The sequence below is a fragment of the Flagellimonas sp. CMM7 genome, from assembly GCF_021390195.1.
In the GTDB taxonomy this organism is placed as follows: Bacteria; Bacteroidota; Bacteroidia; order Flavobacteriales; family Flavobacteriaceae; genus Flagellimonas.
Window position 1 is genome coordinate 1,648,741 of sequence record NZ_CP090003.1, and the last position, 15,466, is coordinate 1,664,206.

13 protein-coding genes are annotated in these 15,466 nt (G+C 37.7%); 6 read left to right on the plus strand and 7 right to left on the minus strand.

Annotation, left to right across the window (positions count from 1 at the left end):
* Positions 1–92 precede the first annotated feature (92 nt).
* Both dxs and LV704_RS07540 read left to right on the plus strand, forming a co-directional pair.
* A complete protein-coding gene (gene dxs / locus LV704_RS07535) occupies positions 93–1,874 on the plus strand; it encodes a 1-deoxy-D-xylulose-5-phosphate synthase (RefSeq protein WP_163420975.1) in 1,782 nt (593 codons plus the stop codon).
* Entirely contained in the window at positions 1,865–2,920 is a 1,056-nt protein-coding gene (locus LV704_RS07540) for a DUF3078 domain-containing protein (RefSeq protein WP_163420974.1), read from the plus strand. Before dxs ends, LV704_RS07540 begins: the two co-directional genes overlap by 10 nt.
* On the opposite strand, the gene dgt is transcribed toward LV704_RS07540, so the two are convergent.
* Positions 2,917–4,275: a dGTP triphosphohydrolase gene (gene dgt, locus LV704_RS07545; protein ID WP_163420973.1), complete on the minus strand. Its 1,359-nt coding sequence runs from the start codon at positions 4,273–4,275 to the stop codon at positions 2,917–2,919. The genes LV704_RS07540 and dgt overlap by 4 nt on opposite strands.
* 327 nt (positions 4,276–4,602) lie before the next feature.
* On the opposite strand from dgt, the gene LV704_RS07550 reads away from it, so the two are divergent.
* The 3 genes from LV704_RS07550 (at position 4,603) to LV704_RS07560 (ending at position 8,915) form a co-directional block, all read left to right on the plus strand.
* Positions 4,603–5,802, plus strand: a complete 1,200-nt coding sequence (locus tag LV704_RS07550) for a porin (RefSeq protein WP_163420972.1) — start codon at positions 4,603–4,605, stop codon at positions 5,800–5,802.
* A gap of 75 nt (positions 5,803–5,877) precedes the next feature.
* Complete coding sequence (locus LV704_RS07555; protein ID WP_163420971.1) at positions 5,878–8,175, plus strand: inorganic phosphate transporter; 2,298 nt, start codon at positions 5,878–5,880, stop codon at positions 8,173–8,175.
* A gap of 23 nt (positions 8,176–8,198) precedes the next feature.
* Positions 8,199–8,915, plus strand: coding sequence for a DUF6503 family protein (locus tag LV704_RS07560; RefSeq protein WP_163420970.1), 717 nt, complete (start codon positions 8,199–8,201; stop codon positions 8,913–8,915).
* A gap of 3 nt (positions 8,916–8,918) precedes the next feature.
* Here LV704_RS07560 and nadD read toward each other — a convergent pair whose 3' ends face one another.
* From nadD to LV704_RS07590, 6 genes are all read right to left on the minus strand, one after another.
* On the minus strand, positions 8,919–9,503 hold the full coding sequence (gene nadD / locus LV704_RS07565; protein WP_163420969.1) for a nicotinate (nicotinamide) nucleotide adenylyltransferase: 585 nt from the start codon (positions 9,501–9,503) through the stop codon (positions 8,919–8,921).
* 4 nt (positions 9,504–9,507) lie between these two features.
* Complete coding sequence (gene gmk / locus LV704_RS07570) at positions 9,508–10,107, minus strand: guanylate kinase (RefSeq protein WP_163420968.1); 600 nt, start codon at positions 10,105–10,107, stop codon at positions 9,508–9,510.
* Complete coding sequence (locus LV704_RS07575; protein ID WP_163420967.1) at positions 10,104–10,961, minus strand: YicC/YloC family endoribonuclease; 858 nt, start codon at positions 10,959–10,961, stop codon at positions 10,104–10,106. The genes gmk and LV704_RS07575 overlap by 4 nt, the downstream gene beginning before the upstream one ends.
* Positions 10,962–11,046: 85 nt before the next feature.
* Complete coding sequence (locus tag LV704_RS07580; RefSeq protein ID WP_163420966.1) at positions 11,047–11,805, minus strand: DUF1080 domain-containing protein; 759 nt, start codon at positions 11,803–11,805, stop codon at positions 11,047–11,049.
* Position 11,806: 1 nt separating this feature from the next.
* Entirely contained in the window at positions 11,807–12,562 is a 756-nt protein-coding gene (locus tag LV704_RS07585) for a DUF1080 domain-containing protein (RefSeq protein ID WP_163420965.1), read from the minus strand.
* A complete protein-coding gene (locus LV704_RS07590) occupies positions 12,559–13,611 on the minus strand; it encodes a sugar phosphate isomerase/epimerase (RefSeq protein ID WP_163420964.1) in 1,053 nt (350 codons plus the stop codon). Before LV704_RS07590 ends, LV704_RS07585 begins: the two co-directional genes overlap by 4 nt.
* 142 nt (positions 13,612–13,753) lie before the next feature.
* Here LV704_RS07590 and LV704_RS07595 point away from each other — a divergent pair, with 142 nt between their 5' ends.
* Positions 13,754–15,457 carry a GMC oxidoreductase gene (locus LV704_RS07595; RefSeq protein WP_163420963.1) on the plus strand — a complete coding sequence of 568 codons (1,704 nt, stop codon included), beginning with the start codon at positions 13,754–13,756 and terminating at the stop codon, positions 15,455–15,457.
* Positions 15,458–15,466 lie beyond the last annotated feature (9 nt).

A 15,466-nucleotide genomic window follows, 5' to 3' on the forward strand; every position in this document is an offset into this window, starting at 1 on the left:
TGAAAAATTACGTTCTAAAAACTTTGTTGTAAAGCCAATAAAAACAATTGTCAAAGTTCAAAAGATGTAGCTTTGTAAATTATTTCCATAAAATGGAGAAACCATTTCTTAAACATATCAACACTCCTGTAGCCCTTAAAAAATTATCCTTGGATAAGTTACCTCAACTTGCAAAAGAATTAAGGGAATTCATCATCGATATTGTTGCCACAAAGGAAGGGCATTTAGGCGCTAGTTTGGGAGTGGTGGAACTTACCATTGCTTTACATTATGTTTTTGATACTCCTAATGACAAATTGATATGGGATGTGGGTCATCAGGCCTATGGACATAAAATTTTGACTGGCAGAAAAGATGTTTTTAACACCAATAGACAATTGGACGGTATTAGTGGCTTTCCAAAAAGAAGTGAAAGTGAATATGATGATTTTGGAACAGGACATAGTTCCACTGCAATTTCTGCTATTCTTGGAATGGCAATGGCATCCAAGTTAAATGGAACACTTGCAAAACAGCACATTGCTGTGGTGGGAGATGCTTCCATAGCCAGTGGAATGGCTTTTGAAGGCTTAAATCATCTGGGGGTATCAGATGTAAATGCCCTTATTGTTCTAAATGACAATGCTATTGGAATTGATCCAAGTGTTGGCGCATTAAAAAAATACTTGACCAATGTAAAAGCAGGTACTGCTAAAGATGAAAATATTTTTGAATGTCTCAATCTAAACTACACAGGTCCTATTGATGGTCATAATGTAATAGGCCTAGTTAAGGAACTTGAGAGATTAAAGGCGGTCAATGGACCTAAACTTCTTCACATTATAACAACAAAAGGAAAGGGCCTTAAAAAAGCTGAGGAAAATCAGGTTGTTTATCATGCCCCAGGAAAATTTGATAAAAATACTGGTGAGCAACTTAAAAAATCAGATGCTGAACAACCTCCAAAATATCAGGATGTTTTTGGCCACACCCTAGTTGAGTTGGCCAAAAAAAATAAAAAAATCATCGGCATTACACCGGCTATGCCTACGGGAAGTTCCTTAAAATATATGATGGAAGAAATTCCGGATAGAGCTTTTGATGTAGGCATAGCGGAACAACATGCTGTTACCTTAGCCGCGGGAATGGCCACTCAAGGACTTGTACCTTTCTGTAATATTTACTCCACCTTCTTACAACGTGCCTACGACCAGGTCATCCATGATGTGGCCTTGCAAAACCTGTCAGTAATTTTTTGTTTGGACAGGGCGGGCCTTGTAGGTCAAGATGGTCCAACACACCATGGTGTATTTGATCTAGCATATTTGCGATGTGTTCCCAATCTTATTGTGTTCGCCCCCATGAATGAAATGGAACTTAGAAACATAATGTATACCAGCCAAAATGGTCTAGATTCTCCAATTGCAATTCGATATCCGCGTGGAAGAGGCGTGAATTTAGACTGGAAAAACCAATTTAATGATATTGAAATAGGCACAGCTCGTTGTTTAAAGGAAGGTTCTAAAACCGCCGTTCTAACTTTGGGTCATATTGGAAATGAAATCTCAACGATCTTGGAAGAATTAGGGCAACCTGAATCAATAGGGCATTACGATATGCGTTTTGTAAAACCTCTGGACAAGAAACTGCTAAAAACTATTTTTCAGAAGTACGAAAATATCATCACCGTTGAGGACGGTTGTAAAATAGGGGGCCTTGGGTCTGCGATTTTAGAATTCTCAAATGAGGAAAAAATTTCAAAACCTGTTAAAATTTTTGGTGTGCCTGATAGGTTTGTTGAACATGGAACAATACAAGAAACACAGCAAATAGCTGGTATAGATTTTGATGCATTAAAAACTTACGTTAAATCAACCTTAGACCAATGCGATTAATTTGTTTTTCTATTCTTTTCCTTGTTGTTTTTTCTACCCAAGCACAAGTAAATCTTCTAAAGGTATTTGAGCCCGACAGCACCGATACTGGCTTTAGAGTAGTCCGAATAAAGGATGTAAAGCTCAAATATGTACCAAGGAGTGCCAAACTCACCGACCCGAGAACTGTATTAAATCGGGTAAAGCCATTAAGTAGATGGTACAAGCGCTTTAAGCCGCAATCTTTCTGGGATAAAGTAAACGAATTTGGTCTCAACGTAAACGAAGTTGCTTTTGTAAACTGGAATGCAGGTGGCGATAACTCTGTATCTGCCTTAGCAAATATGCGCTTTGTTAGAAATTATAAGTTTAGATACCTAAACTGGGACAATGAAGTACGATTACGGTACGGTCTAAATGCCCAAGAGGGCAGGCAACTTAGAAAGACCGATGATCAGATCAGGCTCTCATCTACCGTTGGTTTTAGAAAGGATACTATTACCAATTGGTATTATTCGGTTAAATCAACTTTCAATACACAGTTTTCCAATGGATTTAAGTACCCCAACAGGACTACCCCAATTTCAAGGTTTATGGCTCCAGGTTATCTTTTTTTAGGAGCTGGAACCTCATATATTCCAGAAGGAAAAAAATTCAATTTATACATATCTCCAATTACCCAAAAAGCAACATTTGTGTTGGATGAAAATTTATCCAATCAAGGGGCATTTGGTGTTGAGGAAGGAGAACACGTATTTATGGAGATTGGTTTTCTTGTTACCAATACTTGGGAGAAAGAAGTGCTGAAAAATGTGTTTATGAACCATCGGCTAAGCCTGTATACGGATTACCTCAAAAGCTTTGGTAATATAGATGTGGATTGGGAAGTCACCTTCAATTTAAAGGTAAATGATCATATTAACGCCAATATTGGAACACACCTCATTTATGATGATGATATTAAGTTTGATGAGGTGGTCGCCGATGATGGAACCATAATAGATCCTGGGGTTGCCAGAATACAGTTTAAGCAATCCCTGGGTGTGGGGCTTACTTATGCTTTCTAAAACTGTTTCCCCATTAGTTTATTATGAATATGTACCGCAGCACTGTCAGATAGACTCGCCACAAAACAACAAGTATCCAATAGAATTTTATAGATAGATGCTTCTGTGTTTTTATAATTTTCAGGCAAACTTTGTATCAGCAGTTTATCATAATTGGTATGGACTCCTTCTTTTTTGTTCACCAAAGCAGTCGTGTAAACATCAAGTATGTCCGAAATGATTTTATATCCAGCTAATTCTTTATCAACCACTTCAATGGATTGATAAACCTTCTCAACGCTCAGTTTAATAATGTCGTCTATTTGGGCTTTATACTTTCCTTTATCCAGTAAAGCAGAGTCAAAGCTTCCAGCTAAAATTTCTGTTTCATGCTCCTCAAAAACTTCCACAGCATCCATAATCAAAGTATTTATGGCCAGTGCCCTTAAATAACTCAACCGGTCACTGGACTGCTTCATGGAATTATATTTTTTGGTGTTGATATTTTCCTTCACCAAATTGATCAAATACTCCAATGCATATTCTTCAGGAATAAGTCCCAAATTAATTCCATCTTCAAAATCAATAATAGTATAACAGATATCGTCCGCCGCTTCTACCAAATAAGTCAATGGATGCCTATAAAATCCAACACCTGTATTTTTAGGATTGGCAACCAGTCCTATCTCGTCCGCTACTTCCATAAAAAAATCTTGTTCAGACTGAAAAAACCCAAACTTCTTATCTGCGATATGTTTAGAAGGTTTCTTAGGTAATGAAGCTTTGGGATATTTCATAAATGCCCCTAAAGTAGCGTAGCTCAAACGAAGCCCTCCCGGAACACCTTCTCTGGATTCCGTTAGTAACTTAAATCCATTGGCGTTCCCCTCAAAATCAATTAAATCTTGATATTCCTCATTGGATAGCAGTGCTTTGTACTTTTTTCCGTTCCCTCTTTCAAAATAGCTCCCGATTGCCTTTTCTCCACTGTGACCAAAAGGAGGGTTTCCTATATCATGTGCTAGTGCCGCTGCCGCTACGATTGCGCCAAAATCATTAAAATGATAGCCATGAACCTCATTTAAATAAGGGTATTTTGATAAAATCTTCTGTCCGGCAATCCGTCCTAACGTCCTACCAACTACTGAGACTTCCAAACTATGTGTAAGCCGTGTGTGCACAAAATCTTTTTTGGAACCAACACTTATGGGTAGAGGAATAACTTGTGTTTTATCTTGTAAACTTCTGAAAGCGGAGGAGAAAATAATGCGATCATAATCAACCTCAAAACCCAGCCGGGTCTCCTCTTGTTCTTTTCGCAACCTTTTATGTGTATCTCCTTGTCTTTTTAAGGAAAGTAATTGTTCCCAATTCATAACCAATGCATATTAAAGTGCAATATACAGTTTATGAATGCTTCCCATCATATTAGCAAATATTACCTTGAACAAAAATCTTTATGGGTCACCTAAGTTTAAACTTAAATTAATCTTTAGGTTACAATAAATTGATTTTTCTATCGGATTTTTGTTATTGTCTTAAGGCACAACAGATTTCAGGATATATTAGTTTTTGTCGACTATTCTTTTGAAATCTAAAGTATGGCCACCTTGGCCAGGGTGGCCATTATCAAACATAACATAAAACAAACGTTAAATTAACATTGATATTAGTTATTTGCACTCGACAAAAACTAATATCAAATGAAATTAAAATTACTGGCCGTTATTGCGGTCGCTTTCTTTTGTTTTTCTTCCTATTCTCAAGTTGAGGCTCCCAAGTTTGGAAAAGGTCTCCTAAATATTGTTGGCAAAGACAGTACATGGACTATGAAATTTGCAATGCGCATGCAATTTTTAGGTATAGCTACATGGGATAAGGGAGCAGATAATGGTTTTGAAAACCCAGATCAAAATTTTCTTGTTCGTAGAGCAAGGTTAAAATTTGATGGATTTGCCTATTCACCAAAGCTTAGGTATAAATTTGAATTGGGATTGTCAAATCGAGATATTTCCGGAACCAGTGAGTTTACAAGCAATGCTCCTAGGTACATATTGGACGCAGTAGTGATGTGGAATTTTTATGAGAATTTTGAACTTTGGGTAGGGCAAACAAAACTTCCCGGCAATATTGAACGTGTTATTTCCTCTGGAAACTTACAACAGGTGGATCGTTCTTTGGTAAACAGTAGGTTCAATATTGATCGCGATATGGGCATTCAATTAAGGCATCATTTTAATCTAACCGATAAATTTTTGGTGCGTGAAAAATTTGCCCTTTCACAAGGAGAAGGAAGGAACGTAACTACTGGAAACTTAGGTGGACACCAATACACTGCAAGAATTGAGTTACTGCCATTTGGCAAATTTAAGAGCAAAGGAGACTATAGCGGTGCAGATCTTAAACGGGAAGCAACTTCAAAATTATTGTTAGCAGTTACTTACGATTCCAATCAAGATGCTGTAAGGACAAGGAGTAATTTGGGTTCTTATATGACAAATGATGTTGGTTTTTATGAAACTACCATCAATACAACCTTTGTGGATGCCATGTTCAAATACAATGGTTTTTCGCTAATGGGAGAATATGCCCATAGAGACGCCAAAGACCCAATTGCCAAAAATTCTGATGGTTCAGAAACTGGAGATTTAGTTCTTGTGGGTGACGGATTAAACCTTCAAACTGGTTATTTGTTCAAAAGTAATTGGGAAGTATCTGGCAGATACACCAATATTAATTTTGATAATGTCACCAATAGAAATACAGAAACACAATACACACTTGGATTATCAAAATATCTTTTGGGCCATAAACTTAAAGTGCAAACAGATTTAAGTTATCTTTCCGTTAACGGTGGCACAGATGAATTGATGTATCGATTACAAATGGATGTTCATTTTTAAAAGAAAACATAACTTTTAAATAACATTGAAAATCAGCAAAGTATAGACATTTGAAAACTATTTTTTAATACTATTATGGACAATATTTACTTCCTAATGATTATCGCCCTAGCTGTTTTGGCAATTGCCGATTTAGTAGTGGGAGTCAGTAATGACGCAGTTAATTTTTTGAATTCGGCTATTGGCTCCAAAGCGATTTCATTCAAATCTATAATGATTATTGCCAGTATAGGTATTGCTTGCGGTGCTATTTTCTCAAGTGGTCTAATGGAAGTTGCCCGTAAAGGTATCTTCAATCCTGGTGAGTTCTATTTTCAAGAAATCATGTTCATCTTTATGGCTGTGATGATTACAGATATCCTGTTACTGGATTTTTTTAATAGTCATGGACTGCCCACTTCTACCACGGTATCAATTGTTTTTGAGCTGCTGGGGGCTGCGGTCGCTATGTCTTTGTTGAAGATTGGTGCTGCCAATGGAGATTTTTCTGATGTAGTAAACTATATTAACACTTCAAAGGCGGTACAGATTATTTCCGGTATTTTACTATCCGTTTTTGTTGCCTTTTCCATAGGTGCTATTGTTCAGTGGATATCAAGGCTGTTAATGTCTTATAATTTTGAGAAAAAGGCCAAATGGAGCGGTGCACTGTTCGGTGGAATAGCACTATCCTCAATAGCCTACTTTATCCTGATGAAAGGAATCAAAGGAACTCCTTATGCCAGCGAAACCTTTGACATTATCGGTGGAATGAAAATCAAAGATTTTCTAGAAGCTGAGGTTGTTCCAATTATAATTGTAAATTTTGTGTTGTGGTCATTTCTTTCATACATATTGATTTATTTTACCAAGACCAATATCTATAAAGTAATTATTGGTGTGGGCACTTTTGCCCTTGCCCTTGCCTTTGCAGGTAACGATTTAGTAAACTTCATTGGTGTTCCCATAGCTGCTTGGCAAAGTTATGAGGCTTGGGTCGCTTCAGGAGTTCCAGCTACAGAATTTAGTATGGACGTTCTTTCAAAGAAAGTTCCTACCCCTACCTTACTTCTTTTTGTTTCAGGTATTATCATGGTGACTACATTATGGCTTTCAAAAAAAGCGCGTTACGTTGCCGATACCGAAATTAACCTCTCTAGGGAAGGGGAAGCAAAGGAACGGTTTCAACCTAACTTTATTTCAAGAGGTTTAGTTAGAATTGCATCCAGAACCTCTGAGTATGTAGTGAGCCTATTACCAAAAAGCCTAAAGGCAAAAATGGACAGGCAATTTGAAAAGCCAATAATTGCACTGTCACAGGACAGAACCCATAAACTTCCAGCATTTGATATGGTTAGGGCAGCCGTAAACCTTATGGTTGCGGGAATTTTGATTTCTATAGCCACCTCCTACAAACTGCCATTATCCACAACCTATGTAACTTTTATGGTTGCCATGGGCACCTCATTGGCCGATAGGGCATGGGGAGCAGAAAGTGCAGTGTATAGAGTTGCAGGCGTCCTTAACGTTATTGGAGGATGGTTTGGTACGGCAATAATTGCTTTTATTGCAGCTGGCACGGTTTTGACGCTGATAAACTTTGGCCAAGGAGCAGCAATTGCCATATTATTGTTTACGGCGATATTGCTATTGGTTCGAAATTATAGTGCCTACAATAAAAAAGTTAAAGAACAGAAAGCAGAAGATACTCTTAATAGGGCTGAAAGCAGTTCAATACAAGGAGTTATTGAAGAAAGCGCCAGTAATATTGCAAATGTTATAAAAAGAACCAATAAAATCTATACCAACTCTATAAACGGGTTGGCAAAACAAGATTTAGATCTTTTAAAAAAGAATAAAAAACAAGGTGCCAAACTTTCCTCAGAAATAGAAGATCTTAGAAACAATCTTTTCTTTTTTATCAAAAACCTTGATGAAGCAAATGTAGGAGCAAGTAATTTTTACATCAATATTCTGGGTCATCTTACTGACATTGCACAATCACTTGAATATATTGGCAAAGTAAGTCATACACACGTACACAATAATCATAAAAAGTTAAAGTACAACCAGATTAAAGAACTTAAAGAGTTAGATATTAGGCTTGAGAAATTATTCACCGATACACAGCAAATTTTTGAGAATAGAACATTTGAAGATGTGGAAAATGCATTGGGAGATAAAAATGCACTGTTCGAGCTTATGTCGGATAAAATTCAACGCCAAGTTGCCAGAACCAGAACAGAAGAATCAAGTCCAAAAAACACTACCCTGTACTTTTCCATTTTGACAGAAAGTAAAGATTTGGTTGAAGTTGTTTTTGAGCTCTTAGAGCTATATTATGTAGAACATGACAGTACCGTAGAACCGGCACGAATAGAAAAACAAGACTAGATTAACTTATCACTGTTCATTTTATGCGTTACCTTCTTTTAATCATAGTTTTTCTTGGGAGCAATGTCTTCTATGCGCAAAACATTACTGCTGAAGAATTGTTGAACAAAACCATAGCGTTCCATAATCCAAACAATGAATGGGAAAATTTCAATGGGACATTTAAGGTTCTTATGAACCGTCCAAATTCCAGTGAGCGTTTAAGCATCATTAAAATGAATTTGCCAAAACAGCAATTCTCATTGGAAATTCAAAAGGATAATGATGTCTATGGCTACGCTTTTGATAAGGAAGAATGTACCACAAACTTAAATGGCTCATCAGAAATATCTGATGAAGATAGAAAAGCCTTTAGGTTAACCTGTGAACGAGGCAAGATGATGCAAAACTACTATACCTATTTGTATGGATTGCCAATGAAGCTAAAAGACCCTGGCACAATTATCGATAGCACCGTGAAAACCAAAACTTTTAAAGGAAAAGAATACCTTGTTTTAAAAGTAAATTATGAAGAGGAGGTAGGTAAAGATGTGTGGTATTTTTATTTTGACCCTAATACTTATGCCATGGAAGTATATCAGTTTTACCATGATGAAAGTAAAAACGATGGTGAATATATTCTTCTAGAAGGATTGGAAGAAATAAACGGGGTAAAAATGCCTAAAACAAGAGCTTGGTATTACAACAAAGATGAAAAGTATTTGGCTACTGATGTTTTGCTTCAAGCGGAAGTAAAATAGTACTTACCTGTAAAAGTTCATTTCATCCATATATTTCCAAACAGAAGCTGGAAGAAGTGGCTTAACATTCTTTCCTTTCTTATGTTCTCTGCGTATAAAAGTGGACGAAATTTCCATTATCGGTGCATCCACCTTCACAACTTTTGAATGGTCATCAAATTGACTTTCCATCTTGCCTTTGGAAATTCTAGGATATACGTATATAGCATAATGCTCTAAAATGGCTTCATAATTCCTCCATTTATGAAAGCTTTTCAAATTATCTTCCCCCATAATAAGCGAGAATCCATATTCTTCGCCGTATTGTTCCTCTAAATGTAGCAGGGTATTAATGGTATAATTGGGCTGCGGTAAATCAAATTCTATTTTGCTGGGTTTCAGTTTGGGATAATCCTGTACTGCTTCAAAAACCATCTGATACCGATGATGATTATCCAATAGGGATTGCTTTGTTTTAAAAGGACTTTGAGGTGTAATGACAAACCAAACCTCATCCAAATCTGAAAACTCGACCATATGATTGGCAATCGCCAAATGGCCAATATGGATAGGGTTAAATGTTCCAAAGTATAGCCCTACTTTTTTCATTTATTCAATTTTCCTTTGAATCTGGCATTTTTGCACCAACAAAATCTGCTACCAGTTTATGCGATTCCTTAAGCGCAACATCCAAATCGTAGTTTTTGATAACCTTATCAAATTGCGGTGCAGTAGCTAGTTCCACAGATGCTTTGGCAACCCGCATATTTATTTTATCATCACTTTCAGTACTGCGTTTTTTTAGCCTTATTTTGAGTTCATCAACACTTGGGGGCTTCACAAAAACTGCTAGGGTCTCCTCAGGAAACTTCTTTTTAATTCGAAGTCCGCCTACTACATCAATATCAAAAATCACATTTTTCCCTTCCGCCCAAAGACGTTCCACTTCAGTCTTTAATGTCCCATAAAAATTGTCTCTATACACTTCTTCCCATTCCAAGAAATCTTCATTTTTAATATGTTCTTTAAACTCAGGAATAGATATGAAGTAATAATTGACACCATCCTTTTCCTCTCCTCTTCTGGGTCGGGAAGTGGCCGAAACAGAGAAGGCCAGATTGAGTTCAGGTTGTTTAAGCAGGTGCCTAACAATTGTAGTTTTTCCACTGCCAGATGGGGCAGAAAAAATAATAAGCTTTCCTCCTTCTTTCATAAGACATTAAGCATTTGCTCCTTAATCTTTTCAAGCTCATCCTTCATCTGAACTACCAATTGTTGCATGGGTGCGTAATTGGCCTTTGATCCTATGGTATTGATTTCCCTTCCTATTTCCTGAGCTATGAAACCAAGTTTTTTGCCATTGGAATCTGCAGATTTTAATGTGGTTTCAAAGTAATCCAAATGATTTGCCAAGCGTACCTTTTCCTCAGTAATGTCATACTTTTCCAAGTAATAAATCAATTCTTGTTCAAAACGATTGGCGTCCAACTCAATTTTTAAATCAGCAACGGCTTTTTCCAAACGTTCACGCACTGTATCCAAACGTTCCGGGTCCATTGTCTTTACTTCTTCAAGTAGCGCATTTAAGTTCTTTAAACGAGTTGTAAAGTCGTTTTCCAACACCTGTCCTTCTTCATTACGGAAAGTCCTGATTTCTGAAAGAGCTTTTTTCATTGCGCCTTTGATGGCTTCATATTCAGATGGGTCAATATCGCCCTTTTCCGTTTTCATGGTATCCGGCATACGCAAAGCCATTTCAAGCAACTTTACATCATCTCCTTTTGCAATATTGGCCAACTGCTGCATGTATTTTTTAACCACACCTTGGTTTACCTCAGCAGTAGTCTCTTCTCCGGTAATTTCTAAATAAAGTCCAAAATCAACCTTTCCACGGATTAGTTCATCAGCAATCATTTTCCGCAGTTCCAATTCCTTTTCTCTATAGGATTGTGGGATTCTAGCGTTTATGTCAAGGCTTTTACTGTTGAGCGACTTAAGTTCTATGGTAATTTTTTTGGAAGGAAGTTGCACTACGTGCTTTCCAAAACCAGTCATGGATTGAATCATATAGAATGATAAATTTTGGCAAAGGTAACCAAAATAGGTATTTAGCTCTTTGTTACGAAAAACTGTATTGAAGTGATTAAACAGTTTAGTCCAATTCTCTTACCCAAATGTTTCTGTAGCTTACTCTGCTATTGTCCCCATGGTCCTGTAACATTATTGGAGCCATTCCGTGCGCCTCATATTTGGGCCAACCTATATACTTGATCGTCCCTTCTATGATAAAATGATCTTGAATTAAAACCCCATTGTGCAATAGTGTGACCGTTGCTGGTTTTACAATATTTCCTCCTCGGCTAAACTCTGGGGCATGAAAAATAATATCATAGGTGTTCCATTCTCCTGTGGGCACTGAAGCCATTGCCAGAGGAACGGCTTGTTTGTAAACAGACCCAACTTGCCCATTGGTGTAGGTTGGGTTATCATTATTGTCCAACACTTGGATCTCATAACGTTGTTGTATAAAAACTCCGCTATTTGCCCTATTCTGTCCTTCCCTTTGGATTTCGGCAGGTGATTTCCATTCTATATGGAGTTGCATACTCCCAAAATTATTTTTGGTCTGGATGTTTCCGGTCTTGTCATTTACAGACATGCTGCCATCAGCATTTAAATGCCATTTTACCGCTGTGCTATCTACACTTCTGATCCATTGATCAAAGTCCTTACCATCAAAAAGAACAATAGCATCACTTGGAGCGGCATTATTTTTTCCAGGGATGACTCTTGGTGGAACTGGTTCATAAAACTCAGTGGCTTCGGGCGTGGTTGGTTCTTTTTCTTGACCAAAAGCAAAAGTTGTAACCAATACAAATAATGCTAAAAAAGTATATGAGTATTTAGACATACTATAGTTCTTTAATTTTAATATTTCTATAACCAATCACTATGGGCTCACCATGATCTTGGAATGCAATTTTCCCTGTTTTAAACTTCCCGAAGGCTTCCCAAGTAGCAAATTTAGAATTGGCCACCATAGCGTCCCAAGCTTCTCCATTTACAGGAAACTCCACAATCTTAACTCCATTTAAAACCACACTGCCTTCATTGGCTTCATGATCAATGGATATTAAATAATGATTCCATTCCCCCACTGGCTTTACCACATTTTGAGATGGCGATACCATATCATAAAGTGCTCCTGCTTGATGGCTGGTCCCATTCTTGGCATCTGGGTGATCAATATTGTCCAATACCTGAATCTCAGGTCCTGTAATATAAGGTTCTGGGTATTCTTCTCCTTCAGCCACTCCCCACATAATACCACTATTGGCTCCACTGGATACCATCCATTCTACTGAAAGTACAAAATTGGTATATTCCTTATCAGTCACAATATTGAAACGCTCTCCTCCCTTTCGTTGTTCAGAAGTTTTGTTCAAGAGCATGGCACCATCTTCCAAGCTCCAGGCTTCTTCTATCTCTCTTCCAGAATATATATGCCATCCATCCCAGGAAGATCCATCGAATAAAATGGTCCAGTCAGATTCTTCTTCTTGCACTTTTGTTTCCACAATCTCCTCTGCTTCCTTAGCACTCTCTTTAGGTTTTTCCTTGCAAGCAACAGCAACCATTAATACCGTTAATAAAACCAATTTCCTCATAATCCCAATATCTTTTTTAGTTTGTCAGTATCTGTTTCAGCTCCAGCAAAATCATCAAACGTTTTGGTAGTAGCTTCAATAATATGATCTTGAATGAATTTTGCGCCTTCTCGTGCACCCTGCTCAGGGCTTTTAATGCAGCACTCCCATTCCATAACTGCCCAAACATCGCAGCCATACTGCGTTAATTTTGAAAAAATAGTCTTAAAGTCTATTTGTCCATCTCCAAGGGAACGATAACGTCCAGCACGATCTCCCCAGTCATTATATCCTCCAAATGAGCCTTTCTTTCCTGTAGGATTGAATTCGGAATCCTTTACGTGAAAGGATTTTATAAATTCATGATAGTGATCTATATAAGTTACATAATCCAATTGTTGTAAAACAAAATGGCTAGGGTCATACAAAATGTTTACTCTTTTGTGGTTACCTGTGGCTTCAAGAAAACGTTCAAAAGTATCACCATCATGTAAATCTTCCCCCGGATGAATCTCATAACAAACATCCACTCCCTCTTTATCAAAATGATTTAAAATAGGCGTCCATCTTTTGGCCAACTCTTCAAAACCCATTTCCACCAGTCCAGGTGGTCTTTGCGGCCAAGGATGCGCAGTATGCCAAAGTAAGGCTCCTGAAAAAGTAGCGTGAGCTTTTATTCCTAATCTTCGGCTTGCCGTTGCTGCTTTTTTTACTGTTTCAATAGCCCACTCTGTTCGTGCTTTAGGGTTATTCTTTACCTTATCCGGAGCAAAATTATCGAACATAATATCATATGCTGGGTTCACCGCTACCAGTTGTCCCTGCAAATGAGTGGAAAGTTCTGTGATTTCCAATCCATAAGAGTTTATTTTCCCTTTTAGCTCATCACAATAGTCTTGACTTTCTGCTGCCTTGTCCAAATCTATCAAGAATGATTCCCATGTTGGTATTTGAATTCCTTTATACCCTAAGCCTGAAGCCCATTTGCACAATCCATCCAAAGAGTTGAATGGAGGTTGACTATCCACAAATTGTGCAAGAAATACTGCAGGTCCTTTAATTGTTTTCATTTAATTCAATTTTTAAGAATTGATAAATCCTTAACATTTTAGGATTTATCGCCTATATTTAAGAAAAAAACTATGATGTTCTTATTTTCTCTGTAGAAAGACATAAATATAGGGATTAGCTAACAATAAAAACAACCGAACAGTGAATGAAAATACAGTTTATGACGCCATTGTTGTTGGAACTGGAATAAGTGGTGGCTGGGCAGCGAAAGAGCTTTGCGAAAATGGCCTCAAAACATTGGTTTTGGAGCGCGGACCCATGGTAAAGCATATTCAAGACTATAAAACTATGAATGATGATCCTTGGGATTACCCCTTAAAAGGAGAATTGAGTGATAAAGAATTACAAAAATACCCAAAGCAACGTCGTCTGGGATGGGCCCCAAAGGAAGATGTTAAACATTTCTTTGTTAATGACTTGGAACACCCCTATCAAGAAACCAAGCGGTTTGACTGGATAAGAGGATATCATGTTGGTGGCAGATCACTAACATGGGGGAGACAAAGTTATCGTTGGAGCGATATTGATTTTGAAGCCAATAAAAAAGAAGGCATTGCGGTAGATTGGCCGGTACGTTATAAGGATATTTCCCCATGGTACGATAAAGTAGAATCTTATATTGGTGTTAGTGGCGAGAAATTAGGGCTTAAGCAATTGCCAGATGGCCAGTTTCAGCCACCAATGGAATTGAACTGTGTGGAAAAAGAGCTGAAAAGCGCTATGGAATCTGAGTTTGAAGATGGTAGAGTTTTGACCATTGGAAGGGCTGCCCATATTACTGAAAATACAACTGCTTTTGAAGGTCGAGGGCCTTGCCAATATCGAAATAGATGTTGGAGAGGGTGCCCGTTTGGAGGCTATTTTAGCAGTAATTCTTCAACCCTGCCTGCTGCTGAACGCACGGGCAACATGACATTACGTGCAAATTCCATAGTTCATGAAGTTGTATACGATGAAAAAGAAAAGAAGGCTACAGGGGTAAAAATAATTGATGCCGAAACTCAAGAAAAAATTGAATTCAAAGGCAAAATAGTTTTCTTGTGTGCTTCCGCAATGGCCTCTGTGGGGATTTTGCTTCAATCAAAATCCAAAACATTCCCCAATGGTATGGGCAACAATCATGATGAATTAGGCCGTAATATCATGGATCACCATTACCAGTTGGGAGCATCTGCAAAAGTTGATGGCCATCTAGATAAATATTATAAAGGAAGAAGGCCAAATGGATTCTATATTCCAAGGTTTGTAAACCTGGATGAAAAAACCAAAAGAAAAAAGTTTTTGCGAGGCTTTGGGTATCAAGGTGGAGCAAGCAGAAATCATTGGTCCGATATGGTAGCAGAAATGGGTTATGGAAAAGCACTCAAGGACGCTATTCTAAAACCTGGAGGCTGGGAAATTGGTATGACCGGGTTTGGTGAAATGCTACCTCATCATGATAATCGAGTAACCTTGAGTCCAGATAAAAAAGATAAATGGGGATTGCCTCAATTAGATTTTGATGTTGAATTCAAAGAGAATGAACTTCATATGCGGGAAGCCATAAAAGAAGAAGCTGTTTCCATTCTAAAGGCTGCGGGCTTTAAAGATGTTAAATCTTATGATACTGAAACCGGTCCCGGTTTAGGAATACACGAAATGGGAGGTGCACGCATGGGAAAAGACCCTAAAACATCTGTCTTAAACAAACATAATCAAGTTCATGATGTCCCCAACGTATATGTTACAGATGGTGCTTTTATGACCTCTGCCAACTGCGTAAACCCATCACTGACTTATATGGCTTTTACTGCTAGAGCGGCCAATCATGCTGCAGAACAATTTAATCAACATAAATTTTCTTAAATACCTACT